We start from the raw sequence: 25,577 nt of genomic DNA on the forward strand, positions 1-25,577 counted from the left end.
GGGCCACACGGCACGCGAACCACATCCGAGCGAGGAGGCCATGCGTACACCCCGTAGGACCCCTGCAGCCGGCGTCGAGACGCCACCACCCGTACGCGGCCGCCGCGCGCACGCCGGACCGCCCGCCCACGAGGGACCGGACGAGCAGACGGACACCGCGGCGAACGACGCCCCCACGCGCGCGGGGGGACTGCACCTGCGCCCGCGCACCGTCCGGGCCAAGATCGTCTGCCTGCTGATGGTGCCGGTCGTCTCCCTCCTCGCCCTCTGGGCGTACGCCACGGTCACCACGGCCCAGGACGTCTCCCGCCTGCGCCAGTTGCAGCGCGTGGACTCCCAGGTCCGGGCGCCCGTCGCCGACGCGGTCGCCGCGCTCCAGTCCGAGCGGGCCGCCGCCGTCGACCACGCGACCGCTCCCACCGCCGGGCGGGGCGACAGGTACCAGCAGCTCTCCAAGCGCACCGATCTGGCCGTCGCGAAGCTGCGCCTCGGCGACGACCGAACCGTCGCCGACGGCCAGGAACTGCCCGGTGCGGTGGCCCAGCGCCTCGAGACGTTCGTCAGCGGCGCGGAGGAACTGCGCTCCCTGCGGAGCGCGGTGCTCGACGGCCGCGCGGGCTGGGACGAGGCGTACGGGCGGTACACGAAGAGCATCTCGGCGGCCTTCGCGGTGGGTGGTGCGCTCTCCGGCATCCAGGACGCCGAACTGGGCTCCGAAGCCCGCGTGCTGCTCGAGTTCTCCCGCGCGGCGGAAGCGCTCGCCCAGGAGGACGTCGTGTTCGCCGGCGCGCGGCTCGCCGGCCGCCTCGACGGCGAGCGGCTGCGGCTGTTCACGGGCGCCGTCGACACACGCCGCGCCCTCACGGAGTCCGCCGCGGCGGACCTGCGCGGCCCCGAGCGCGCCGCCTGGCAGAACCTCGCCGCCTCCGACGCCTACACCGCACTCGGCGAAGCCGAGGACAAGGTACTCACCGGCAAGCCGGGAGCACACGCGATCGCCGCGGTCCCCAAGGCCGGATGGGACAACCCGCGCACGCGCGTGCAGGACGACATGCGGACCATCGAGAAGGACGCCGGACACGGCGTGGCGAACCGGGCCGACCCCTTCACCCGCGGCCTGCTCACCCCGGCCGGCGCCGCGGTCCTGCTCGGCCTCGCCGCCGTCGCGGCCTCACTCGTCATCTCCGTGCGCATCGGACGCGGCCTCGTGGTCGAACTGGTCAGCCTGCGCAACAGCGCCCTGGAGATCGCCCGCCGCAAACTCCCCGAGGCCATGCGGAGGCTCCGCGCGGGGGAGGAGATCGACGTCCGGACGGAGGCGCCGCCCGGACCACCCGCCGAGGACGAGACCGGACAGGTCGCCGAGGCCCTGGGCACCGTGCACCGCGCCGCGTTGCGCGCCGCCGTGGAGCGCGCCGAACTGGCCAGCGGCATCTCCGGCGTCTTCGTCAACCTCGCCCGACGCAGCCAGGTCCTCGTCCACCGTCAGTTGAGCCTCCTCGACAGCATGGAACGCCGATCCGAGGACCCGAGCGAGCTCAGCGACCTCTTCCGCCTCGACCACCTCACCACCCGCATGCGGCGCCACGCCGAGAGCCTGATCATCCTGTCCGGAGCGGCCCCCGGCAGGGCCTGGCGCATGCCGGTCTCCCTGACCAACGTGATCCGCGCGGCGGTGTCCGAGGTCGAGGACTACGCGCGCGTGGAGGTACGACAACTTCCGGAGGCCGCTGTCATCGGCGCGGCCGTCGCCGACCTCACCCACCTCCTGGCCGAGATCGTCGAGAACGCGGCCCAGTTCTCGCCCCCGCACACGCGTGTGCGCGTCACCGGCGAGCCCGTCGGCAACGGCTACGCCGTCGAGGTGGAGGACCGCGGTCTCGGCATGGGCCAGGAGGCCCTCGCCGATGCCAACCGCCGTATCGAACAGTCCGAGGCCCTGGACCTGTTCGACAGCGACCGGCTCGGCCTCTTCGTGGTCAGCAGGCTGGCGGCACGCCACGGCATCAGGGTCCACCTGCGGACCTCGCCCTACGGCGGCACCACCGCGGTCGTCCTGCTGCCCACCGCGCTGCTGCACAGCGGCGCGCCGGAACACGCCCCTCGGGTGGCCGACGCCGGACCCGAGCACGCACGCGTGGCCGACTCCGCCGCGCAACAGGAGTCCATGCCGGCCGCTGTCGACCGGCCCGCGCTGGTCGCCCCCGTCCGGGCCGTCGCGGAGGCCACGACCGACACCCCACCACCGGGAGTCACCACCTTGCGCCTGCACCGCCCCCCGGACGAATCCGAAGAATCCGACGACCTCCCGCGCCGAGTACGGCAGGCGAGTCTCGCGCCACAGCTGCGCGAGCCGCGCCCCGCGGAACCGGCGTCCGCCCCCGGCTCGGGGCGCGACGACCGGCGCAGCCCCGAACTGGTCCGGGACCGCATGGCCGCCTACCGCGACGGCTGGGCGCGCGGCGGAGGCAGACACCCCGGCCGCGGTGCCGGCCCGAGCTCCGCACCGAGCAGCGACAGCAGCGAAGGAGACCCCGCATGATCCAGGACCCGAGCATGAGGGCAGCCCAGAGGTCAGGCGAACTCGACTGGCTGCTGGACGACTTGGTGACGCGTGTGAGCGAGGTGCGGCACGCGGTGGTGCTGTCCAACGACGGCCTGGCAGTAGGTGCCTCGAGCGGCCTCAGGCGCGAGGACGCCGAACACCTGGCCGCGGTCGCCTCCGGCTTCCACAGCCTCGCCAAGGGCGCGGGACGGCACTTCGGCGCCGGCGGTGTGCGCCAGACCATGGTCGAGATGGACGACGGCTTCCTGTTCGTGGCGGCCGCCGGCGACGGCTCGTGCCTCGCCGTCCTCACCGGGGTGACCGCCGACATCGGCCTGGTGGGGTACGAGATGGCGCGACTGGTCAAACGCGTCGGCGAGCACCTCTACACGCCCCCGCGCGCCGGCGCGCGGCCCCCCGCCGCAGGATGACATGAGAGGGCGGCCCGCACCGATGACCGAGGACACGACGGGAGCCCCGCGCGAGCCGGGCAGCCAGTGGTACGACAACGAGGCCGGACCCCTGGTCCGCCCGTACGCCATGACGGGCGGCCGGACGAAGCCCGGCCCCACGGGGGTGCGCTTCGACCTGATCGCCCTCGTCACCCTGGACCCGGCCGCGCCCGACGTCGCCGACGACCTGGCTCTCGGGCCGGAACACCGGACGCTGATCGCCCTGTGCCGTGCCGAGACACAGTCCGTCGCCGAACTCGCCGCGGGCGCCGACCTGCCCGTGGGCGTCGTCCGGGTGCTCCTCGGCGACCTCCTGGAACTCGGCCGCGTCACCGTCAGCCGTCCGGTGCCCCCCGCCCAGCTTCCCGACGAACGGATCCTGCGCGAGGTCATCGAGGGGCTGCGGGCCCTCTAGATGAACGCTGCGCGCCATGCCGGCACTCCCGAGAGAAGTGATCGATGATCTCCGAGCACTCCGACGCCACGGCCGACGAGACGGCCCCACTGGCATTGAAGATCCTGGTCGCCGGCGGATTCGGCGTGGGCAAGACGACCCTGGTGGGCGCGGTCAGCGAGATCAGACCGCTGCGCACCGAGGAACTGCTCAGTCAGGCCGGTCAGTTGGTCGACGACACCGACGGCGTGGACCAGAAGGTCACCACGACCGTGGCCATGGACTTCGGGCGCATCACCATCCGCTCGGGCCTCTCCCTGTACCTGTTCGGCACGCCCGGCCAGGACCGCTTCTGGTTCCTGTGGGACGAACTGGCACAGGGAGCCCTCGGAGCCGTGGTCCTCGCGGACACCCGACGCCTGGAGGACTGTTTCCCGGCCGTCGACTACTTCGAGCACCGACGCATCCCCTTCGTGGTCGCCGTCAACTGCTTCGCGGGCGCCCGGACCTACGGCTCCCAGGACGTCTGCAGAGCCCTCGACCTGGACCGGGGAACACCCGTGGTCCTCTGCGACGCCCGAGACCGCGACTCGGGGAAGGAGGTGTTGATCCGGCTCGTGGAGTACGCCGGACGTATGCACACCGCCCGGCTGCTCGACTCGGTCGGCTGACCGTCGGGCGCACCCGTTCCATTCCGGTCACTCCACGACGGAAGGCCGCTCAGTCCGCGAGGGACTTCTGCGCCAGCACCTTGTCGATCCTGACGCGGACCAGCAGTTCGCCCGGTACGCCGTTGCGCGCGCCGAACTCCTCGGCGCGTTCCTCGCCCATGTAGCGCGCACCGAGGCGTCCGGCCCAGGGGCGCAGCTCGTCGAGATCCTCCGAGATACGGGTGCGTACCTGCAGGATCACGAAGTCGAACGGCGGCCGGTCGTCGTCCACACAGGGCGACCCGGCCGTCCCGGGCCAGATTGCGCCCCTTCACCGTCTCTTTTCCGGTGCTGAACACCACGTCGTCCCCGTCGAGCAGGAACCAGATCGGGGCCACATGCGGACTCCCGTCGGCCCGAACGGTGGACAGCTTCGCGGTGCGCGTGCCGTACGACACGAACGCCCGCCACTCTCCATCGGTCATCTTGTGTGCCATGTACCCGTCCTCCTTGCCCGGCGGGCAGTCGTGGGGAAGGCTGGCGAGGAGATCCTCCTGCCCAGGGGGAGACGTCGCACGGGGAGATCGGATCATGGCGCAGAGCCAGGGACTCGGCTGGTTGCTGGACGACCTGACCGAACGGGTCGAGCACGTACGGCACGCACTAGTACTGTCCAACGACGGGCTGGTGACAGGGGCGAGCACGGGACTGAGGCGCGAGGACGCCGAACATCTCGCCGCCGTCTCGTCCGGACTGCACAGCCTCGCCAAGGGCTCCGGACGGCACTTCGGGGCCGGCAGAGTCCGCCAGACGATGGTCGAGTTCGACGAGGCGGTGCTCTTCGTCACCGCTGCGGGCACAGGCAGTTGTCTGTGCGTTCTCAGCGGTGCGGAGGCCGACATCGGCCAGATCGGCTACGAGATGACGCTGCTCGTCAACCGGGTCGGCGAGCACCTCGCCGTGGACGCCCGGCAACCCGAGCGGACTCCGACAGCGGACATGTGACCTGCTGTTTTGTCGTTCCCCGTGGAGTTATCCACAGGCCCGCCACGAAAAGCGCCGGATTGGCTACCGTCTTTTCACGGCGAACGCACTCGGCGTGAGCCACCCACTCCACGGGGGAGACCGACCATGTCCGGCGACACGCTCACCACACCGCACGACCTGACTCGCACGCCCAGCCGTGCCGCACGCGAACTGGCACTCAAACGCAGTGAGTTCGATCTCGCGGTGCACCTCGGGCGCATTCGGACCGTGCCCGACGAAGGAGGCGGGGGACGCCGTCGTGTCACGCTTACCGAGATCGAGCGGCTGCGCTCGGCGGAGGGCTTTCCCGAAGCGCTCAGGGAGAGCGTCAGGGCCGTGGGCACCACGGAGGGCGCGGCCATCCTGGAGGTGACGCCCGCCAGGTTCACCCGCCTGGCGCGGCTCGGCCTCGTCGTTCCGGTCAAGTTCTACCTCAATCGCTACCGCACCGTCGTCTGGCTCTATCTCGCCGACGAACTCGAGCAGTTCGCCAAGGGCGGCGGCAACGACCAACTGCTGAGCGGCCGCACACCGGAGAGGATGCGGGACCAACTCGCGGCGGGCGTGGACCTGCGGCCCCGGAACTGGCGGGGAAGGTACCTGGGATTCCTGCGGCGTCAGACCGCCGATCCCTGGCAGAGCGCCGGGGCCGTGGCCGCCCTGCTCGACCCCCTGCAGATCGCGGAGATCGTCCAGGACCCCTACGAACGCGCCTGTCTCAACCGGTTCCGGCCCTCTCCGCCCGCCCACGGTGCGCCGGGTTCGCCCGCCGCGCACCTCGTCGAGAGGATCATGACGGCGGACGACCCCGACGAGATCAGCTGGCTGAGGTCCGACCTGGAGCAAGCCCTGGACCAGGCACGGGCCCATCGGCCCGCCCCGCGTCCGGCCCCCAGGGCGACCGTCTCCGCGCCGCCCGAACCGTCCGCGCCGCCCGAACCGTCCGAAGCACCCGAGCGCACACGCGGCCTGCTGGGCTGGCTGCGCCGCAGAAGCTCCTGAACCGTCCGGACGCTACAGCGCCCGGAACAGCCCCTCCTGGACGACGGACACCAGCAGGCGTCCCTGAAGGTCGTAGATCCGCCCCCGGGCCAGGCCCCGGCCCCCGGTGGCGATCGGCGACTCCTGGTCGTACAGGAACCACTCGTCCGCGCGGAAGGGCCGGTGGAACCACATCGCGTGGTCCAGCGACGCCATGTCGAAGTTCCGCGGCCCCCACAGCGGCTCGACCGGGAGGCGGACGGCGTCCAGGAGCGTCATGTCGCTGGCGTACGTCAACGCGCAGGTGTGTACGAGCGGATCGTCGCCGAGGGGCCCCACCGCGCGCATCCACACGGCGCTGCGCGGCTCGGCGTCCTCGACGTCCTCGGCTCTCCAGCGCAGCCGGTCCACGTACCGGATGTCGAAGGGCTGACGGCGCGCCATCCGCTCCAACTGCTCGGGCAGTGCGCCCAGATGCTGCCGGACCTCTTCCGTGACCGTCGGCAGGGACTCCGGGTCCGGCACCTTGCGGGCCGGCGGCAGCTGGTGCTCGAAGGATCCTTCCTCAGGCTTGTGAAAGGAGGCGGTCAGATTGAAGATCGTGCGGCCCTGCTGTACGGCGGTGACCCGGCGGGTCGTGAACGACCGGCCGTCGCGCACCCGCTCGACCTGGTACACGATCGGCACCCCCGGCCTGCCGGGGCGCAGGAAGTACGCGTGCAGTGAGTGCACCGGGCGCTCGCCGTCCGTGGTACGGCCCGCGGCGACCATCGCCTGGCCGGCGACCTGGCCGCCGAAGACCCGCTGCAGGGACTCCTGCGGGCTGCGGCCACGGAAGATGTTGACCTCGATCTGCTCCAGGTCGAGCAGGTCCACCAGCCGCTCCGCGGGATTCGTCATGACGGGGATTCTCCTTGACTCACAGCTGGCCGACGTCGGTGACGCGGATGACGGCACGGCCCTCCGCGTCGGAGGCGGCGAGATCGACCTCGGCACTGATGCCCCAGTCATGATCGTCGTTCGGGTCGTCGAAGATCTGCCGGACCCGCCACAGGCGGTTCTGCGGCTCCTCCTCGATCACCAGCAACTTGGGGCCGCGCGCGTCGGGGCCGGTTCCCAGGTCGTCGTACTCGTCCCAGTACTTGTCCATCGCCTCGCCCCAGGCGTCGGCGTCCCAGCCGGACTCCGCGTCCATGTCGCCCAGTTCCCCGACCTGGTCGAGGGCGGCGAGTTCCGCCCGGCGGAACATGGCGTTGCGGACCAGGACCCGGAACGCACGCGCGTTGCTGGTGACCGGCTTGACCTGGTCGGCCTTCTCCTGCGCCTCCTCCGCGGTCATCTCCTCCGGGTTGGCGAGCTGCTCCCACTCGTCCAGCAGGCTGGAGTCGACCTGGCGCACCATCTCGCCCAGCCACTCGATCAGGTCCTGGAGATCCTCGGACTTGAGGTCGTCCGGGACGGTGTGGTCGAGGGCCTTGAAGGCGCTCGCGAGGTAGCGCAGCACGATGCCCTCGGTGCGCGCCAGCTCGTAGTGGGACACCAACTCGGTGAAGGACATCGCCCGTTCGTACATGTCACGGATGACGGACTTCGGCGACAGCGGGTGGTCCCCGACCCAGGGGTGGCTCTTGCGGTACGTGTTGTACGCGTGGAAGAGCAACTCCTCCAGCGGCTTGGGGTAGGTGACGTCCTGGAGGCGCTCCATGCGCTCCTCGTACTCGACTCCGTCCGCCTTCATCGCGGCCACGGCCTCGCCGCGTGCCTTGTTCTGCTGGGCGGCGAGGATCTGCCGCGGGTCGTCCAGCGTGGACTCCACGACCGACACCATGTCCAGCGCGTACGACGGCGACTCCGGGTCCAGCAGCTCGAACGCGGCCAGCGCGAAGGTGGACAGCGGCTGGTTCAGCGCGAAGTCCTGTTGCAGGTCCACCGTCAGGCGGACGACGCGCCCGGTGGCGTCCGGCTCGTCCAGCTTCTCGACAATGCCGCCGTCCAGCAGCGAGCGGTAGATCGCGATCGCGCGACGGATGTGCCGCAGCTGCTGCCTGCGGGGCTCGTGGTTGTCCTCCAGGAGGCGCCGCATCGCCTCGAAGGCGTTGCCGGGTCGCGCGATCACCGACAGCAGCATCGTGTGCGTCACGCGGAAACGGGACGTCAGCGGTTCCGGCTCGGAGGCGATCAGCTTCTCGAAGGTCGAGTCCGACCAGGCGACGAAGCCCTCCGGCGCCTTCTTGCGGACGACCTTGCGACGCTTCTTCGGGTCGTCGCCCGCCTTCGCCAGCGCCTTCTCGTTCTCGATGACATGCTCGGGCGCCTGCGCGACGACGAAGCCCTCCGTGTCGAAGCCCGCGCGCCCGGCACGGCCGGCGATCTGGTGGAACTCACGGGCCCGCAGCGTGCGCACGCGGTTGCCGTCGTACTTGGTCAGGGCCGTGAACAGCACCGTACGAATGGGGACGTTGACACCGACACCCAGGGTGTCCGTGCCGCAGATGACCTTCAGCAGACCGGCCTGCGCGAGCTTCTCCACCAGACGCCGGTACTTCGGCAGCATGCCGGCGTGGTGGACACCGATGCCGTGGCGCACGTAACGGGAGAGGTTGCGGCCGAACTTGGTGGTGAAGCGGAAGTTGCCGATCAGCTCGGCGATCTGCTCCTTCTCCTCCTTCGAGCACATGTTGATGCTCATCAGCGCCTGCGCCCGCTCCACGGCCTGTGCCTGCGTGAAGTGCACGATGTAGACGGGCGCCTGCCTCGTCTGCAGCAACTCCGTCAGCGTCTCCGTGAGCGGGGTGCGCTGGTACTCGTACGACAGCGGGACGGGGCGGGTGGCCGAGCGGACCACCGCGGTCGGGCGGCCGGTGCGCCGGGTGAGGTCCTTCTCGAACATCGACATGTCGCCGAGCGTGGCCGACATGAGGATGAACTGCGCCTGCGGCAGCTCCAGGATCGGAATCTGCCAGGCCCAGCCGCGGTCGGGTTCCGCGTAGAAGTGGAACTCGTCCATGACGACCTGGCCGACGTCGGCGTCCTTGCCGTCGCGCAGCGCGATGGAGGCCAGCACCTCGGCGGTGCAGCAGATGACGGGGGCGTCGGCGTTGACGGACGCGTCGCCGGTCAGCATGCCGACGTTCTCCGTGCCGAAGATCTTGCACAGTTCGAAGAACTTCTCCGACACCAGCGCCTTGATGGGAGCCGTGTAGAAGGTGACCTCGTCGCGGGCGAGCGCGGCGAAGTGGGCGCCCGCCGCGATCATGCTCTTGCCGGAGCCGGTGGGGGTCGACACGATCACGTTCGCGCCGGACACCACCTCGATCAGCGCCTCCTCCTGGTGGGGGTAGAGCGTGAGACCCCGCTCCTGCGCCCACGACTCGAAGGCTTCGTAGAGGGCGTCGGGGTCGGCGGTCGGCGGCAGCTGATCGATGAGGGTCACGCACCCATCTTGCCTGCCCGCCCCCTCGATGGGGGAATCGGATGCCGGTCCGAAGATCACGACCGCTACGCTGTGTCGCCGACGGAATGTCATCGCACCCGGTCAACTGGACAGCGGCACACGAGGAATGAGGCGGGCAACGGCCATGATGGGACCAGCACACTCACTGTCGGGCGCCGCGGCCTGGCTCGGCGTCGGAGCGGCGGCGGCCGCGGCCGGACACCCGATGCCCTGGCCGGTCCTGCTGTGCGGTGCGCTGATCTGTGCAGGTGCCGCACTCGCCCCGGACCTCGACCACAAGGCCGCCACCATCTCCCGCTCCTTCGGCCCGGTCTCGCGGTGGCTGTGCGAGATCGTCGACAAGCTCTCGTACGCCGTCTACAAGGCGACCAGGAAGCAGGGCGACCCGCGCCGCTCCGGCGGGCACCGCACCCTGACCCACACCTGGCTGTGGGCCGCCCTGATCGGCGCGGGCGCCTCGGCTCTGGCGATCACCGGCGGCCGGTGGGCCGTGCTGGCGATCCTCTTCGTGCACATGGTGCTGGCCATCGAAGGGCTGCTGTGGCGGGCGGCACGTGGCTCCAGCAGCGACGTCCTGGTCTGGCTGCTGGCCGCGACCAGCGCCTGGATCCTGGCCGGGGTGTTGGACAAGCCGGGCAACGGCGCGGACTGGCTGTTCACGGCGCCGGGCCAGGAGTACCTGTGGCTGGGGCTGCCGATCGTGCTGGGCGCCCTGGTGCACGACATCGGGGACGCGCTGACCGTGTCCGGCTGCCCGATCCTGTGGCCGATCCCCTTGGGCCGCAAGCGCTGGTACCCGATCGGCCCGCCCAAGGTCATGCGCTTCCGGGCGGGCAGCTGGGTCGAGCTGAAGGTGCTGATGCCGGTGTTCATGCTGCTCGGGGGAGTGGGCGGCGCGGCCGCGCTCAACTTCATCTGAGGGGCGCGGCCCTCCTCGGCTCAGCCGGCTCAGCGAGCTCAGCCGGCCCCGCCGGCGCCGTAGCGCCGCTCGAAGCGGGCGACGCGGCCCTCCGTGTCCACCGTGCGGGCCTTGCCGGTGTAGAAGGGGTGGCTCTCCGAGGAGATCTCCACGTCCACGACCGGGTAGGTCTCGCCGTCGTCCCACTCGATGGTCTGGTCGCTGCTCGCCGTGGACCGGGTCAGGAAGGCGTAACCGGCCACGCGGTCGCGGAAGACGACGGGGTGGTACTCAGGGTGCTTGTCCTGCTGCATGAGCGCTCCTCGTGCGGTGGGGACGTGGGCCACGCGCCGCTGCGGAGGCCCGGAAGGGTCCGGTCAGCCGGAAACGGTGTCCTCGTCGACGATGTGCACCGCGGCCTCCTCGGCGGAGGCGGCGCCGCCGTCGATGCCCACGTCGGTGGCGACCAGCGCGGCCTCCTCGTCCTCGTGCGCTCCCTCGTCCGGGGCCACGAGCCGGCCGGAGCGAGCGGCGCCGACCTCGTTGTCCAGGGCTTCGCCGTCGGTGTCGCCGACGTCGCCGATGCCGTCACCGTCCGGTGCCGCGAGGTCCGGCGCCTCCTCGGCGAGCCGCTGGTCGAGGGTCTCGCCCTGGTGGCGCTCCGACGCCGTCACACCGGTGTGCTCCACGGCCCAGGGCCTCTCCGGAGGGGACCAGCCCCGGTCGAGGGGGTCGTCGACACCGTCGTTCTCCAGCGTGTCCTCCGCGTCCAGCAGCCCCGCGTCGTCCTGGATATCGGACGCGTCGGGCTGGTACACGTCGTCTCCCCATCCGTCGGCGCTGTTCACGGGTACCTCCAGGGAGTGGGGACGGGCCCGTGCCGGCCGCGGTCGGCGCCGGACCGCCGCCGCACGGGACACCGGCTGCGCGCGACGCGAACCGAGACCTTCCGGGACGCTTCTCGAGCGGGTGCCGCTACCAGCGTTCCACTCCGAATCGGGGCCGCGCAACGGCAGACGGTGAGGAAGGACGACGAAGCGGCCGCAACCTGCGGCTCGCGGCGGGGGCACCGCGGAGGGGCAGCGCACGGGTGGCGCCCGCCGCCGGGTCGGCAGCGGGCCGGATCCGTTCGCCAGGGGCTCCGGCAGCGCGTGCGGGCCCTCCCGCAGGGGACGGGCCCCCGATCGGCCGACGCCGACCTCACCGCCCCGTCGGTGCCCCCCTCACCCGTGCCACGACCTCCACAGCGCCGCGTACGCGCCGTCCGCCGCGACCAGGTCGTCGTGGCTGCCCAGCTCGGTGATGCGGCCGTTCTCGACGACGGCGATGACGTCCGCGTCGTGAGCGGTGTGCAGGCGGTGGGCGATGGCGACCACGGTGCGGCCGTCCAGGACGCGGGCCAGGGACCGCTCCAGGTGACGGGCCGCGCGTGGATCGAGCAGCGAGGTCGCCTCGTCCAGCACCAGCGTGTGCGGGTCCGCCAGCACCAACCGGGCCAGCGCGATCTGCTGAGCCTGGGCCGGGGTGAGTGCGAGTCCGCCCGAGCCGACGTCTGTGTCGAGGCCGTCGTCGAGCACGCGCGCCCACTCGTCCGCGTCGACCGCGCCGAGCGCCGCCCACAGCTCGGCGTCCTCCGCGTCTCCGCAGGCCAGCCGCAGGTTGTCGCGCAGGGAGCCCACGAACACGTGGTGCTCCTGGTTGACCAGGGCGACGTGCGAGCGCACCCGCTCCGCCGGCATGCGGGACAGTTCCGCACCGCCGAGGGCGACCCGGCCGGCGCGGGGCGCGTAGATCCCGGCGAGCAGCCGGCCCAGCGTCGATTTGCCGGCGCCCGAGGGGCCCACCAGTGCCAGCCGGGTGCCGGGGGCGACTTCCAGGGACACCTTCCGCAGCACGTCCACCCCCTCGCGGTAGCCGAAATGGACCCGCTCCGCGAGCACCTCCCGCCCCTCGGGCGTCAGCGTGGCGTCCCCGGCGTCGGGCTCGATGTCACGGACCCCGACCAGCCGGGCCAGCGACACCTGGGCCACCTGGAGCTCGTCGTACCAGCGCAGGATCAGGTTCACCGGGTCGACGAGCATCTGGGCCAGCAACGCCCCGGTCGTCAGCTGACCGACCCCGATCCAGCCCTGGAGTACGAAGACGCCGCCGAGCATCAGGACGGAGCCGAGCACCGTCACATGGACGACGTTGATCACCGGGAAGAGCACCGACCGCAGCCAGAGGGTGTAGCGCTCCCACGCCGTCCACTGCCGGATCCGCAGCTCCGACAACTCGACGCGACGGTCGCCGAGGCGGTGGGCCTCCACGGTGCGTCCGGCGTCGACCGTCTCCGCGAGGGCGGCGGCCACGGCGGCGTAGCCGGCGGCCTCCGAGCGGTAACCGGCCCCGGCCCGCTTGAAGTACCAGCGGCAGCCGGCCACCAGCAGCGGCACGGCGACCAGTACGGCCGGGGCGAGCGGCGGCGCCATGACGACGAGGCCGCCGAGCAGCAGCCCCGCCCACATCACCCCGATCGTCAGCTGCGGCACGGCCTCGCGCATCGCGTTGGCGAGTCGGTCGATGTCGGTGGTGATGCGGGACAGCAGGTCACCCGTCCCCGCCCGCTCCAGGACGCCGGGCGGCAGCCGGACCGACCGTACGAGGAAGTCCTCGCGCAGGTCCGCCAGCATCCGCTCGCCGAGCATCGCGCCGCGCAGCCGCACCTGTCGCACGAACGCGGCCTGCACGACAAGGGCGAGCACGAACACGGTGACGGTGAACCCCAGATGGAGCTCGTGCGCTCCGTCCGACACGCGCTCGACGAGGTCGCCCAGCAGCCACGGCCCCACCATCGAGGCGACCGTGGCGGCCGTGTTGACCGCGACGAGGAGCACGAAGGCACGGCGGTGCCGTTGGAGCAGCTCGCGCACGTAGGCGCGCACGGTCGAGGGGGCGCCGACGGGCAGCGTGTTCGCCGTCGTCGGCGCGGCCGGGTCGTACGCAGGTGGCGCCACGCCGATCATGCGGTCTCCTCGATCTCTTCGAGTTCCTTCTCTTCCAGTTCCTTCAGCACACCGTCGATGGCGACGTCCTCGTCCCGCAGCGCGACCTCCTCCTCGGTCTCGCGCGTCACCACCGCGCGGTACCGGCGGTCCTCGTGCAGCAGTTCGCGGTGCACGCCCACGGCCGCGACCTCGCCCTCGTGCACCAGGACGACGCGGTCCGCGCGGTCCAGGAGCAGGGGGGAGGAGGTGAACACGACGGTGGTGCGCCCCGCGCGCAGTTCCCGGACACCGGTCGCGATCCGTGCCTCGGTGTGGGAGTCGACGGCGGAGGTCGGCTCGTCCAGGACGAGGACATGGGGGTCGGTGATCAGTGAGCGGGCCAGGGCGAGCCGTTGGCGCTGGCCGCCCGAGAGGGACCGTCCACGCTCGGTGATGCGGGCGTCCATCGGGTCCTCGGCGTCGACCGACCCCTGGACGAGAGCGTCCAGGACGTCGCCGCACTGGGCGGCCCCGAGCGCGTCCGGGGCGGCGACGTCGCCCGAGGCGGGTACGTCGAGGAGTTCGCGCAGGGTGCCGGAGAGCAGCACGGGGTCCTTGTCCTGGACGAGGACGGCGGACCGTGCCGAGTCCAGCGGGAGTTCGTCGAGCGGGACACCGCCGAGGAGCACGGACGGACCGTCCTCCGTGGGGTGGCCGCCCAGCCGTTCGGCGAGACGCCCGGCCGCGTCCGGGTCGCCGCACACCACGGCGGTGAGCCGGCCGGCGGGCGCGAGGAGTCCGGTGGCCGGGTCGTACAGATCACCGGCGGGCGTCTCCGCCGGACGTGATCCGTCGGCGTCCGTCGCCCGCTCCAGTGACAGCACCCGTGCGGCCCGCTGGGCCGAGGGGCGGGAGAAGGAGTACGCCATGGCGATCTCCTCGAAGTGCCGGAGCGGATACGTCAGGACCATGACGGAGCTGTACACGGTGACCAGTTCACCGACGGTGATGCGGCCTTCGCCGGCGAGGTGGACGCCGTACCAGACGACCGCGACCAACAGCAGTCCGGGCAGCAGTACCTGGATGGCCGAGATCAGCGACCACATGCGGGCGCTGTGGACGGCGGCTCGGCGGACCTCCTGGGAGGCGCGGCGGTAGCGGTCGAGGAACAGCTCCTCTCCGCCGATGCCGCGCAGGACGCGCAGGCCGGCGACGGTGTCGGAGGCCAGCTCGGTGGCGTAGCCCGCCTTCTCGCGCTGGAAGTCGGCACGGCGGGTCGCCCGGGGCAGCAGTGGCAGCACCGCGAGGGCCAGCGCGGGCAGGCCGACGGCGACGACGAGTCCGAGGGCCGGCTGGTAGACGGCCAGGCCCACACAGACGAGCACGATGGTCAGGGCGGCGGCGGTGAACCGTGAGACGGCCTCCACGAACCAGCCGATTTTTTCCACGTCACCGGTGGACACCATGGTGATAGCCCCGGCACTCAGGCGCATCTCGGCGGTGTCCCCGGAGTCGGCTCGCTTCCTCTTGCCTTTGGCGGGCTTATCAGGTTGCTCATCCTCCCCCGTGGAGACGGCCACGACTTCGCCGGCGGCGACGCGCCGGGTCAGTGCGGAGCCGAGCTGCGCGGCCTTGCGGGCGAGAAGTTGCTGGACGCGGGCGGCCGCGGTGATCCAGTTGGTGACGGCGGCACGGTGGAGGAACGTGTCACCGATGGCGATACCGGCGCCGAGGAGGGCCATCAGCGCGCCCGCGAGGGCGAGCCGGGTGCCGGAACGGTCGACGACGGCCTGGACGGCGAACCCGACGCAGAACGGCTGTGCGGAGACGGACATGAAGTGCAGCAGGCCCCAGGCCAGTGACTTCGTCTGACCGCCCAGTTGGTTCCGGCCGAGCCACCAGAGGAATCGAGGTCCCGAGCGCGCGTCCGGCACACCTGGGTCGGAGTACGGAAGGTCTTGGATCTGCATGGCGTCCCAGTGGCTCGTGTCAGGGGATGGTGGGGGGAGGGATGTCGAGGGCAGGGCGGGAGGCGCCGGCCACACGGCGGTCGGCGGCAACAAACCGTGAAAGGTTCGCGTCACACGGTGGTCAAAATCAACCTGTTTTTCGCTTCACCGCCGGGATCCGGCTACCGTCCGTCAGGGAATGCGACGATGGAGTGATGCGGAGTCGTGGTGTACGGCATGCTCTGGTCGCGATGACGGCCGTGGGGACCCTCTCGGCCGCGCTGGCCGCGTGCGGCGGCGGAACCGGGGCGGCGAGGGGCAGCGGTGGCGAGGCCGCGCGCCCGGCTCACACGGCCGCCGACGACCCGAACCGGGTCCCGGACGTCGGGGACCGGTGGCAGCGCCGGATTCCGGCGGACTCCCGTCAGGTGGTGGCGGTCTACGGAGACGGCAGGGACTCCGCGGACGCCACCGTGGTGCTGTACACGAAGTCGGGTACAGCCTGGGAGCGGACCCGCAGTTGGCCGGCGCACAACGGCAAGAAGGGGTGGACGACCGACCACCGCGAGGGCGACAAGCGCAGCCCCGTGGGCGTGTTCACGCTCAGTGACGCAGGCGGTGTGCTCCCGAACCCCGGCGCGAGGCTGCCGTACACACGGTCGGCCGCGTTCGCGGCCCCGCATTGGTGGGCCGCGTCGCACTGGCACGACTTCGACTACGTCATCGCCATCGACTACAACCGTGTCAAGGGCACCCCGCCGAACGACCCGACACGCCCCGACGGAGAGGAGAAGGGGGGCGGCATCTGGCTGCACATGGACCACGGCAGCGGTACGTCGGCCTGCGTCAGCCTGTCCAAGCCCGCGATGGAATACCTGCTGCGCACGCTCGATCCAGACCGGCATCCGGTGGTGGTGATGGGGGACAGGGCCGACCTGTTGGCCTAGCACCGACGGGGGAGGCCTCATTGCGGAGGGTGCCCGACTCGCCGTAGAACACCGGCCATGAGAAGCCGGATCATCATGTCCATGCTCGCGGGAGCGACCCTCCTGGCGGGCACCCTCCTCACAACGGGCTCCGCACAGGCCACCCCGGTCCGAGCCATCCCCGTCTCCGCCGACGCCTCCACCGACGTACCCGCCGAGTTCGGCACCGACTGGCACGACCCGGTCACCGCTGCCCCGCCCGTCGCCAGGCCCGCCGGGAAGACCTGCGAGGTCACCGTCGCGGAGGCCCAGTTCCGGGACTTCACGCCGTACAAGGGCACGTACACACCGCCCGAGGGCTGCGGCGACCGCTGGAGCAAGGTCGTGCTGCGGCTCGACGGCAAGGTCAAGGGACGGCAGTTCGACCGGCTGGGGTATCTGCACGTCGGTGGGGTGGAGATCTTCCGCACCTCGACGCCGGAGCCCTCGCCGGACGGTGTCGAGTGGTCCGTCGAGAAGGACGTCACGCGCTACAGCGACACCTTGCGAGGCAGTCACGACGTGGAGATGCTCATAGGCAACGTCGTCGACGACACGTACACCGGCGTCATCGACGTCAAGGTCACGCTCACCTTCTACGAGGGGAGACGCGCCGCGACCCCCGACCGGGTCCTCACCCTCGGCGACGACTCGACCCTCACCACCCCGCGCAACAGTGAGCGCGTCCTCGCCGAGGTGTACGCCACCGGCTCGGGCGGCGGCTGCGAGGAGTACTGGTATCTGACGGTGCCCAAGGAGGCGCCCTACTCCTGCCAGGCCGACGGCGGCCCCTACCGCGAGGTGCAGATCAAGGTCGACGGCAGACTCGCCGGCATCGCCGCGCCGTTCCCGCACGTGTGGACCGGCGGCTGGTCGAACCCCTTCCTCTGGTACGTCGTCCCGGCGCCGCGCGCCTTCGACATCAAGCCGATCACCTACGACCTGACGCCGTTCGCCGGGATCCTCAACGACGGCCGGCCGCACCGCGTCGATGTCTCCGTCGTCGGTGTGCCGGCGGGGCAGAGCGGCTGGAGCGCGCCGGTCAACGTCCTCGTGTGGCAGGACGCCAGGAAAGCCAGGGTCACCGGTGGGCTCACCGTCGAGCGGACGGGCGACCTCACCGACTCCTCGACCTACACGCCGGGTGCGGAGCACCGCCTCGACACGAAGGGCGGTCACCGCCTGACCGTCGCCGGATACGTCGACACCTCACACGGACGGGTGACGACCACCGTCGAGCGATCGCTGGCGAACACCTCCACCCACCGTTGGACCGACGGCGAGAACATGGACGGTCTCGACGCCACCTGGACGGACGACGAGTCGGTGACCGTCGACGGACGCGGGCCCGCCCGCACCACACGCGCGCACCGGACCTACACGATGAACGGCACGACCACGGTCGGCGCGGACGACCGACTGCGCACGGTGCTGACGCTGGGGGACCGGGCTACGAGCGTCGAGGCGCACGGCGGACACCGCACAGCCTGGACGCGGCTCGACGACACCTACACCGGGGACGCCACCTACACGCTGAACGTCCCGCGCGACCAGCGGCACGCCGTCGCGACGACGAGCGAGCGCTACCGCCTGAACGGCTCGGCGGGCTGCTACGACCGTTCGCTGACCACCGTGCAGGGGGTGCTCACGGAGGATCACACGCACTGCTGAGGCGGGACCGGACGGACTGCTGGGGCCCCTGTGAGTGGTGCCGCACTCGTGACGGATTTACACGGATGCAACGCAGGGGTCTTCCGCAGGATCAACAAAGCCCCCAGAGTGGTCACCAACGGAAGCTGCTTTCCGTATCGCAGAAGTCCCCCTCTTCTGTGGTCCCCGTCCCTCTAGGAGTGTTCGTGCCGCAGTCCGTCCCCTCCCTGCCGCGACGCGCCGCACGCCTGCTGCGTACCTCTCTCTTCACGCAGGTCGCCTGCGCGCTCGTGCTCGGCATCGTCGTCGGAAAGCTGTGGCCCGACGTCGCCACGGATCTCCAGCCGCTCGGCGACGGCTTCACCCGGCTCATCAAGACGATCATCTCCCCGCTCGTGTTCTGCGTGGTGGTCGTCGGGATCGCCAAGGCCGGTGACCTGAAGGCCTTCGGGCGGATCGGGCTCAAGGCCCTGATCTGGTTCGAGGTCGCGAGCACGTTCGCCCTGATCATCGGGCTCCTCGCCGCCAACCTCGTCCAGCCGGGCTCGGGGATGAACGTCGACCCGTCCACGCTCGACGCCTCCGCGGTCGACGCGAAGACGGGCGGCGGTTCACTGCCGTCGACGGCCGAGTTCGTCGTGGAGGCGCTGCCCCAGAGCTTCATCGGCGCCTTCGCCGAGAACTCCCTGCTCCAGGTCCTCATCCTGGCCTGTCTGGTGGGCGCCGCCCTGCTGCACCTGGGCCACACCAAGGTGCCGCAGGTCCTGCCCGCCATCGAGCAGGCCCAAGAGATCATCTTCGCGATCGTCGGCTTCGTGATGCGACTGGCGCCGATCGCCGTGTTCGGCGCGATGGCCGTCCTGATCGGCCAGTACGGGCTCGGTGTGATCGAGACGTACGCCAAGCTGATCATCCTGTGCTACGCGGCCGCCGCGCTGTTCATCGCGCTGCTCGCCGTCGCACTGCGGCTGGTCACCGGGCTGAGCCTGTGGAAGTTCCTGCGCTACATCCGGGAGGAGATGCTCCTCGCGCTCGGCACCGCCTCCACCGAGGCCGTCATGCCGCGCGTGATGCAGAAGCTGCGCAAGGCCGGAGCCCGTGACGACGCCGTGGGGCTGGTGCTGCCGACGGGGTACTCCTTCAACCTCGACGGCGCCTCGCTCTACCTGTCGATCGGCACCCTGTTCATCGCCCAGGCCGTGGGTGTGGACCTCAGCCTGGGGCAGCAGATCACCGTGGTCCTGGTGCTGATGCTCACCAGCAAGGGCATGGCGGGCATCCCCGGCTCCGCCTTCCTCGCCCTGTCCGCGACCGCGTCCTCGCTGGGGGCCATCCCGGCCGGCGCGGTCGCCCTGCTCCTGGGCGTGGACCGGATCATGGACTCGATGCGCGTCGTCACCAACCTCCTGGGCAACTGTGTCGCCGTCCTCGCCGTCTCCCGCTGGGAGGGCGCGCTGGACACCGTACGGGCGAAGCAGATGCTGAACCGGGAGATCGAGTTCGTGCCGGACGCGGACGACAAGGCCGGTGTGGACGCGGAGAACGCGGACGGGATTCCCGCGCAGCCGCACAAGGAGCCCGCCCCTGAACTGAGTTGACGCGGGCGTCGTCACGACGGGCCGTGTGCCCACTCCGGACCACGGAGTGGGCACACGGCCCGTCGCCGTGATCGGCCGGCGTCAGCAACCCGGCACGGGCGCCCCGTCGATCAACGTGTCCAGCAACGCGCCGAACACCTCCCGCTGATCTTCCGTCAACGGCGCCAGGATCTCCCGCGCGGCGGACCGGCGGGCGCCGCGCAGCTCCCGCAGGGCCTTCAGGCCATCGTCAGTGAGCTCGATCCGGATCACCCGGCGGTTGGTCGGGTCGGGCACCCGGCGCACCCTGCCGCCCTCCTCCAGCGCGTCCACCAGTGAGGTCACCGCCCTCGGCACCACCTCCAGGCGCTCGGCGAGGTCGGCCATGCGCGGCGGGGAGCCGTAGTGCGCCAGTGTGCGCAGCAGCCGCGACTGGGCCGGCGTGACACCCAGTCCGCACTGCTCGATGTGCCGCTTCTGGATGCGGTGGACGCGGCGCGTGAAGCGCAGCAGTTGCTCGGCGAGCAAACCGTCGGGATCGGCGGTGGTCATGCGGGAACAATATCAGGAGGTGGTTCATTGTGAGTATAGGTAACAATGGGCTAAGCTCCGGCGGTCTCACCGCCGCCGGCCCCATCGCCCTCCCCGAAGGAGCCCATGCACCCCGACAACGCACCCCGCTGGACGCCACCCGCCGACGCCGAGGAACAGCCGCGGCAGGTGCGGCGCATCCTGCGGCTCTTCCGTCCCTACCGCGGCCGGCTCGCGGTCGTCGGCCTGCTCGTCGGCGCCTCGTCGCTGGTCTCGGTCGCCACACCCTTCCTGCTGAAGGAGACCCTCGACGTCGCGATCCCCGAGGGACGTACGGGCCTGCTGAGCCTGCTCGCCCTGGGCATGATCCTCAGCGCCGTCCTCGCCGGTGTCTTCGGCGTCCTGCAGACCCTGATCTCCACGACGGTCGGCCAGCGCGTGATGCACGACCTGCGCACCGCCGTCTACGACCGTCTCCAGCGCATGTCCCTGGCGTTCTTCACGCGCACGCGCACCGGCGAGGTGCAGTCCCGCATCGCCAACGACATCGGCGGCATGCAGGCCACCGTCACCTCCACCGCCACCTCCCTGGTCTCCAACTTCACCAGCGTGGTCGCCACCATCGTCGCGATGGTCGCCCTCGACTGGCGCCTCACCGTCGTCTCGCTGCTCCTGCTGCCCGTCTTCGTGTGGATCAGCCGCCGCGTCGGCAACGAACGCAAGCGGATCACCACCCAGCGCCAGAAGCAGATGGCCGCGATGGCCGCCACGGTCACCGAGTCCCTCTCGGTCAGCGGCATCCTGCTCGGCCGCACCATGGGCCGCTCCGACTCCCTCACACGGTCCTTCGCCGATGAGTCCGAGCGCCTGGTCGACCTCGAGGTGAGGTCCAACATGGCCGGCCGCTGGCGGATGGCCGTGATCGGGATCGTCATGTCCGCCATGCCGGCCGTCATCTACTGGGCCGCGGGCATGGCCCTCCAGCTCGGCGGCCCGGACGTCTCCCTCGGCACCATCGTCGCCTTCGTCTCCCTCCAGCAGGGCCTGTTCCGGCCGGCGGTCAGCCTGCTGTCGACCGGCGTCCAGATCCAGACCTCGCTCGCCCTCTTCCAGCGCATCTTCGAGTACCTCGACCTGCCGATCGACATCACCGAGCGGCCGGACCCGGTCCACCTCGACCAGGTCAAGGGCGAGGTCCGTTTCGAGAGCGTCGAGTTCCGTTACGACGGCAAGGGCGGCCCGATCCTCGACGGCATCGACATCACCGTCCCGGCGGGCGGCAGCCTCGCGGTCGTCGGCCCGACCGGCGCCGGCAAGTCCACGCTGGGCCACCTGGTGCCGCGGTTGTACGATGTGACGGGCGGCCGGGTCACCCTCGACGGCGTCGACGTGCGCGACCTCGACTTCGACACCCTCGCGCGCGGGGTGGGCGTGGTCTCGCAGGAGACGTACCTCTTCCACGCCTCCGTGGCCGACAACCTGCGCTTCGCCAAGCCGGACGCCACCGACGAGGAACTCCACGCGGCTGCACGCGCGGCACAGATCCACGACCACATCGTCTCCCTGTCCGAGGGGTACGACACGGTCGTCGGGGAGCGCGGCCACCGCTTCTCCGGCGGTGAGAAGCAGCGCCTGGCGATCGCGCGCACCATCCTGCGCGACCCGCCGGTGCTGATCCTCGACGAGGCGACCAGCGCGCTGGACACCCGTACCGAGGCGGCCGTCCAGGACGCCATCGACGCGCTGTCCGCCAACCGGACCACGCTCACCATCGCCCATCGTCTGTCGACCGTCCGGGACGCCGACCAGATCGTGGTTCTCGACTCCGGGCGCGCGGTCGAACGCGGCACGCACGAGGAGCTGTTGGAGCGGGACGGGCGGTACGCGGCCCTCGTACGCCGGGACGCTCAACTGGAGTCGACAAGCTGAAGATATGCACGGTTTGTAGTGATATGCGGGTTACCGTGCCCGCATGCAGATGAACACTCCGCCACGGAGCACGATTCGACTGACGCGCCGGGGCCGTCTCGCCCTCGTCCTGGCCGGCGCCGTCGTGGCCGGCACCGCCGTGGCGGTGCCGCTGCTGACCCTGGACACCGGCGAGAAGGCCAAGCCCACCACGCTGGTGATCCCGGAGGGATGGCGGGCCGGCCAGGTCTACGAAGCCGTCGACACGGCACTCGAACTGCCCCCGGGCACCGCCAGGAAGTCGGTCGACGGTGCCAACCTCAGGCTGCCGAACGACGCCGAGGGCAACCCGGAGGGCTACCTCTTCCCGGCGACCTACCCGCTCGGCGCGAAGGCGAGCCCGCAGTCGCTGCTGAAGGCCATGGTGGACACCGCGAACGCCAAGTTCCAAAGGGCCCCGATCGCCGCCGGCGCCCAGCGCAACGCGATGAACGTCTACCAGGCGGTCACCATCGCGAGCATCGTCCAGGCGGAGGCCGCCGACAAGGCCGACATGGGAAAGGTGGCCAGGGTCGTCTTCAACCGGCTGGAGCGGGGCATGCCGCTGCAGATGGACTCCACCATCAATTACGCCCTCAACCGCACCACGCTGCGGACCACCGAGGCGGACACCCGGATCGACAGCCCCTACAACTCCTACCAGCGCATGGGGCTGCCACCCACACCGATCGACAGCCCCGGCGAGGACGCCCTGCGCGCCGCGATCAGCCCGCCCCCGGGCGACTGGCTGTACTTCGTCACGGTCAAACCGGGTGACACCCGCTTCACGGCCGATTACGCCGAGCACCAGCGCAACGTCGCCGAGTTCAACCGCAACCAGCACACCGCGTCGGCGGCCGCGGGCTGACGGAGTCAGACCCACGGGGGCGGGCGGCTCCGGCCGCGGGCTCAGGCGGCGACGGGCTCCTCGGCCAGCAGCCGTTTGATGTCCCGTACGGCCGAGCGTCCGGCGCGGTTGGCGCCGATCGTGCTGGCCGACGGGCCGTAGCCCACCAGATGGACCCGCGGATCGGCGACCGCGCGCGTCCCGTCGAGCCGGATCCCGCCGCCCGGCTCGCGCAGCCGCAGCGGTGCCAGATGGTCGATGGCGGCCCGGAATCCGGTCGCCCACAGGATGACGTCGGCGTCCACGCGCCGCCCGTCCGCCCACTCCACGCCCGTCGGCGTGATCCGGTCGAAGATGGGCCGGCGGTCCAGGATCCCGTCCTCCAGCCCCTGCCGGACGGCGTCGTTCAACGGCAGTCCGGTCACCGAGACGACGCTCCGCGGCACCAGCCCCTGCCTGACCCGTTCCTCCACCAGCGCGACCGCGGCCCGGCCCGCGTCCTCGTCGAACGGGCCCTCGCGGAACACGGGCGGCCGCCGTGTCACCCAGGTGGTGGCGGCCGCGTACGGGGCGATCTCCAGCAGGTGCTGGGTGCCGGAGGCGCCGCCGCCCACCACGATCACCCGCTGCCCCGCGAACTCCTCGGGACCGGGGTACTGCGCGGTGTGCAACTGCCGTCCCCGGAAAGTCTCCTGGCCCGGGTAGCGCGGCCAGAAGGGCCGGTCCCAGGTGCCCGTCGCGTTGATCAGAGCCCGTGTCGACCACACGCCGTCGGACGTCTCGACGAGCAGCCGCCCGTCCGGACCCTCCGTCACGGTCCGGACGTCGACGGGCCGCCGCACCCGCAGGTCGAAGGTGCGCTCGTATGTCTGGAAGTACGCGGCGACGACCTCGGAGGAGGGCCGGGAGCCGTCCGCACCCGTGAGCTCCATGCCGGGCAGGGAGTGCATCCCGTGCACCTTGCCGTACGTCAGCGACGGCCACCGGAACTGCCAGGCGCCGCCCGGGCCGGGGGAGTGGTCCAGCACCACGAAGTCGCGCTCCGGTTCGAAACCGCCGCGCCGCAGGTGATAGGCGCTGGACAGGCCCGCCTGACCAGCGCCTATGACGACTACCTCGACCTCGCGTGTGTTGTTCACGTTTCTACCAACAGCGGTCAGGTCGTGGATCTTCCCGGACGGGGTCACCGCCCGCTTGCGACCAGGGTCACACGAAATGGGCGACGCCCAGCGCGTGGCACCCCTCGATCAGGTCGGCCACGTCGGGCGCGTAGGCGTGCCGGTCCACCAGCGGCGGCCGTCGCCGCCCGTCGGCAGGAACCAGTGCGGACGGGCGGTCACGACGGCTCCTTGAAGACCCGCGGAGCGGTCCCGTGGACGGCGGCAGACCGCCGTTGCAGCGGGTGTCGACGAAGTCGCCGAAGCCCACCTTGCGCGGGTGTCGACCGCGACCGGGACGCGGGAGGCGTGGGCGCGCCACCGCGGCCGGCGCCGCTTCGTACGACGGCCCATATCCTCAGCCCACACCTTGGCCCACTGGACTTGCCCTTGAGTTGCTTCGCACCGGTCAGCTTCGAGCCGTTGGGTACGAGGATGGTGCCGCCCTGGACGTGCCGGGGAATGTCGGGCTCGGTGGAGCGGTGAGGTGCATGGCTGATGCTCATGGGTGCTCCACGGGTGGGTTGGGAGAGGTGCGAGCAGGGTGAAAGGTGAGAGGCGTCAGCGGCCGCGTCGACACGCGGCGGAGGCCACCCGCAGCAGGTCGATGTGACCGCGCGTGGTGAGCAGGGCTGAACGCAACATGCCGCCACGTAGTCATCCGGCGTGCTCATGGTCAACGGCGTCTCGCGGAGCGGACCCCGGTGTCGAGGGCCGAGCAGGCCCTCGCGTGTGAAACCCGGCAGATGGGTCAGGATGGGGGCATGTCAGATGCCTTCACCACCCGAGTCCTGAACGTCGGTACCGGTTCCGCGGAGAGGATCGTCGACCTCACCCGCGACTGCGAGGCCTTCCTGCGGGAGGCGGCGGCTGGACGCGACGGCTTGCTGAACGTCTTCACGCCCCACGCGACCACCGGCGTGGCGATCATCGAGACTGGCGCGGGCAGCGACGACGACCTCCTCGCGGCCCTGCACACCCTCCTGCCCGCCGACGACCGCTGGCAGCACCGCCACGGCAGCCCCGGTCACGGCCGCGACCATGTCCTCCCGGCCCTCGTCCCGCCCCACGCCACCCTGCCGGTCCTCAACGGGCGGCTGGAGCTGGGGACATGGCAGTCGGTGTGCCTGGTGGACACGAACAAGGACAACCCCGAACGTCAGGTGCGGTTGTCGTTCCTCGGCTGACGGGTCAGTGCCCCGGCAGCCACGCGGACAGGGCGTCGATGAGGCGGTCGAGCGCGGGCTCGTCGGCGGAGCGGTCCGTGACGACCGTACGGCCGCCGTACTGGAGCGCGTACTGGAACTGGTCGGCCGCGCCCCTGTCGATCGTGAACGCCGGTACGTCGGCCAGCGCCGGATCGCCGAGCAGGGTGCGCAGCTTCCCGAACTGGGCCGCGCCCGTGCGGCGCACCGCGGTCCTGCCCCTGTCGGTGGTCACGACGGTGCCGTCGCCGCGCAGGACCACCCGTTGCGCGACCCCCGCGAAACCGCCGCTGACGGTCATGGTCACCAGCTTCTGCTCGGGCCCGGGCACGGGCACCGGCGAGGGGCTCGCGGGAGCGGAGGCCGACGAGGAGGGGGCCGAC

24 protein-coding genes and 1 pseudogene are annotated in these 25,577 nt (G+C 71.2%); 13 read left to right on the forward strand and 12 right to left on the reverse strand.

Annotated elements, in window-relative coordinates; all coding sequences use genetic code 11:
* Positions 1–40 precede the first annotated feature (40 nt).
* From IG99_RS26720 to IG99_RS26735, 4 genes are read left to right on the forward strand one after another with little or no spacing between them, the layout of a single operon-like run.
* On the forward strand, positions 41–2,542 hold the full coding sequence (locus tag IG99_RS26720) for a sensor histidine kinase (RefSeq protein ID WP_037677910.1): 2,502 nt from the start codon (positions 41–43) through the stop codon (positions 2,540–2,542).
* Positions 2,539–2,976, forward strand: a complete 438-nt coding sequence (locus IG99_RS26725) for a roadblock/LC7 domain-containing protein (RefSeq protein WP_037677912.1) — start codon at positions 2,539–2,541, stop codon at positions 2,974–2,976. Before IG99_RS26720 ends, IG99_RS26725 begins: the two co-directional genes overlap by 4 nt.
* A 22-nt stretch (positions 2,977–2,998) precedes the next feature.
* Positions 2,999–3,412 (forward strand): DUF742 domain-containing protein, encoded by a 414-nt coding sequence (locus tag IG99_RS26730; RefSeq protein ID WP_037677913.1) that lies wholly within the window; start codon positions 2,999–3,001, stop codon positions 3,410–3,412.
* Between the two features lie 44 nt (positions 3,413–3,456).
* A complete protein-coding gene (locus IG99_RS26735; protein WP_037677915.1) occupies positions 3,457–4,062 on the forward strand; it encodes a GTP-binding protein in 606 nt (201 codons plus the stop codon).
* 49 nt (positions 4,063–4,111) lie between these two features.
* Here the strand turns inward: IG99_RS26735 and IG99_RS26740 are convergent.
* Positions 4,112–4,538: pseudogene (locus IG99_RS26740) on the reverse strand (PPOX class F420-dependent oxidoreductase).
* Between the two features lie 94 nt (positions 4,539–4,632).
* Here IG99_RS26740 and IG99_RS26745 point away from each other — a divergent pair.
* Entirely contained in the window at positions 4,633–5,046 is a 414-nt protein-coding gene (locus tag IG99_RS26745; protein ID WP_037677916.1) for a roadblock/LC7 domain-containing protein, read from the forward strand.
* Between the two features lie 126 nt (positions 5,047–5,172).
* Positions 5,173–6,069, forward strand: a complete 897-nt coding sequence (locus IG99_RS26750; protein WP_037677918.1) for a DUF6397 family protein — start codon at positions 5,173–5,175, stop codon at positions 6,067–6,069.
* Between the two features lie 12 nt (positions 6,070–6,081).
* Here IG99_RS26750 and IG99_RS26755 read toward each other — a convergent pair whose 3' ends face one another.
* Together IG99_RS26755 and IG99_RS26760 are read right to left on the reverse strand one after the other, a co-directional pair.
* Positions 6,082–6,948, reverse strand: coding sequence for an acyl-CoA thioesterase (locus tag IG99_RS26755; protein ID WP_037677919.1), 867 nt, complete (start codon positions 6,946–6,948; stop codon positions 6,082–6,084).
* A gap of 19 nt (positions 6,949–6,967) precedes the next feature.
* Positions 6,968–9,481, reverse strand: a complete 2,514-nt coding sequence (locus IG99_RS26760; RefSeq protein WP_037677920.1) for a DEAD/DEAH box helicase — start codon at positions 9,479–9,481, stop codon at positions 6,968–6,970.
* 145 nt (positions 9,482–9,626) lie between these two features.
* On the opposite strand from IG99_RS26760, the gene IG99_RS26765 reads away from it, so the two are divergent.
* Positions 9,627–10,421, forward strand: coding sequence for a metal-dependent hydrolase (locus tag IG99_RS26765; protein WP_037677921.1), 795 nt, complete (start codon positions 9,627–9,629; stop codon positions 10,419–10,421).
* Between the two features lie 38 nt (positions 10,422–10,459).
* Here the strand turns inward: IG99_RS26765 and IG99_RS26770 are convergent, their stop codons facing one another.
* From IG99_RS26770 to IG99_RS26785, 4 genes are all read right to left on the reverse strand, one after another.
* Positions 10,460–10,714: a type B 50S ribosomal protein L31 gene (locus IG99_RS26770; protein ID WP_037677922.1), complete on the reverse strand. Its 255-nt coding sequence runs from the start codon at positions 10,712–10,714 to the stop codon at positions 10,460–10,462.
* Positions 10,715–10,777: 63 nt separating this feature from the next.
* Entirely contained in the window at positions 10,778–11,248 is a 471-nt protein-coding gene (locus tag IG99_RS26775) for a DUF5709 domain-containing protein (RefSeq protein WP_037677924.1), read from the reverse strand.
* A 375-nt stretch (positions 11,249–11,623) separates the two neighbouring features.
* Entirely contained in the window at positions 11,624–13,405 is a 1,782-nt protein-coding gene (locus IG99_RS26780; RefSeq protein WP_037677926.1) for an ABC transporter ATP-binding protein, read from the reverse strand.
* Positions 13,402–15,336: an ABC transporter transmembrane domain-containing protein gene (locus tag IG99_RS26785; RefSeq protein ID WP_037677928.1), complete on the reverse strand. Its 1,935-nt coding sequence runs from the start codon at positions 15,334–15,336 to the stop codon at positions 13,402–13,404. Before IG99_RS26785 ends, IG99_RS26780 begins: the two co-directional genes overlap by 4 nt.
* A gap of 194 nt (positions 15,337–15,530) precedes the next feature.
* Here IG99_RS26785 and IG99_RS26790 point away from each other — a divergent pair, with 194 nt between their 5' ends.
* The 3 genes from IG99_RS26790 to IG99_RS26800 all read left to right on the forward strand — a co-directional run bounded on the left by IG99_RS26790 (position 15,531) and on the right by IG99_RS26800 (position 19,528).
* Entirely contained in the window at positions 15,531–16,262 is a 732-nt protein-coding gene (locus IG99_RS26790) for a L,D-transpeptidase family protein (protein WP_037677930.1), read from the forward strand.
* 57 nt (positions 16,263–16,319) lie between these two features.
* Positions 16,320–17,951, forward strand: coding sequence for a peptide-N4-asparagine amidase (locus IG99_RS26795; RefSeq protein WP_037677932.1), 1,632 nt, complete (start codon positions 16,320–16,322; stop codon positions 17,949–17,951).
* Between the two features lie 185 nt (positions 17,952–18,136).
* Complete coding sequence (locus IG99_RS26800; protein ID WP_037678025.1) at positions 18,137–19,528, forward strand: cation:dicarboxylate symporter family transporter; 1,392 nt, start codon at positions 18,137–18,139, stop codon at positions 19,526–19,528.
* A gap of 81 nt (positions 19,529–19,609) precedes the next feature.
* Here IG99_RS26800 and IG99_RS26805 read toward each other — a convergent pair whose 3' ends face one another.
* A complete protein-coding gene (locus IG99_RS26805) occupies positions 19,610–20,059 on the reverse strand; it encodes a MarR family winged helix-turn-helix transcriptional regulator (protein ID WP_037677934.1) in 450 nt (149 codons plus the stop codon).
* A gap of 105 nt (positions 20,060–20,164) precedes the next feature.
* On the opposite strand from IG99_RS26805, the gene IG99_RS26810 reads away from it, so the two are divergent.
* On the forward strand, positions 20,165–21,967 hold the full coding sequence (locus IG99_RS26810) for an ABC transporter ATP-binding protein (RefSeq protein ID WP_037677936.1): 1,803 nt from the start codon (positions 20,165–20,167) through the stop codon (positions 21,965–21,967).
* Between the two features lie 43 nt (positions 21,968–22,010).
* Positions 22,011–22,853, forward strand: coding sequence for an endolytic transglycosylase MltG (gene mltG, locus IG99_RS26815; protein ID WP_037677940.1), 843 nt, complete (start codon positions 22,011–22,013; stop codon positions 22,851–22,853).
* A gap of 41 nt (positions 22,854–22,894) precedes the next feature.
* On the opposite strand, the gene IG99_RS26820 is transcribed toward mltG, so the two are convergent.
* From IG99_RS26820 to IG99_RS52035, 3 genes are all read right to left on the reverse strand, one after another.
* Positions 22,895–23,971 carry an NAD(P)-binding domain-containing protein gene (locus tag IG99_RS26820; RefSeq protein ID WP_037677942.1) on the reverse strand — a complete coding sequence of 359 codons (1,077 nt, stop codon included), beginning with the start codon at positions 23,969–23,971 and terminating at the stop codon, positions 22,895–22,897.
* Positions 23,972–24,038: 67 nt separating this feature from the next.
* Positions 24,039–24,260, reverse strand: coding sequence for a hypothetical protein (locus tag IG99_RS48885; RefSeq protein ID WP_158973240.1), 222 nt, complete (start codon positions 24,258–24,260; stop codon positions 24,039–24,041).
* A 290-nt stretch (positions 24,261–24,550) separates the two neighbouring features.
* Positions 24,551–24,634 (reverse strand): putative leader peptide, encoded by an 84-nt coding sequence (locus IG99_RS52035; protein ID WP_313884353.1) that lies wholly within the window; start codon positions 24,632–24,634, stop codon positions 24,551–24,553.
* Positions 24,635–24,753: 119 nt separating this feature from the next.
* Here IG99_RS52035 and IG99_RS26825 point away from each other — a divergent pair, with 119 nt between their 5' ends.
* Positions 24,754–25,176 (forward strand): secondary thiamine-phosphate synthase enzyme YjbQ, encoded by a 423-nt coding sequence (locus tag IG99_RS26825; protein ID WP_037677944.1) that lies wholly within the window; start codon positions 24,754–24,756, stop codon positions 25,174–25,176.
* A 4-nt stretch (positions 25,177–25,180) separates the two neighbouring features.
* Here IG99_RS26825 and IG99_RS26830 read toward each other — a convergent pair whose 3' ends face one another.
* Positions 25,181–25,531 (reverse strand): hypothetical protein, encoded by a 351-nt coding sequence (locus IG99_RS26830; RefSeq protein ID WP_234311958.1) that lies wholly within the window; start codon positions 25,529–25,531, stop codon positions 25,181–25,183.
* Positions 25,532–25,577: the final 46 nt, after the last annotated feature.

The sequence above is a fragment of the Streptomyces griseus subsp. griseus genome (assembly GCF_000720255.1).
Classification (GTDB): domain Bacteria; phylum Actinomycetota; class Actinomycetes; order Streptomycetales; family Streptomycetaceae; genus Streptomyces; species Streptomyces griseus_I.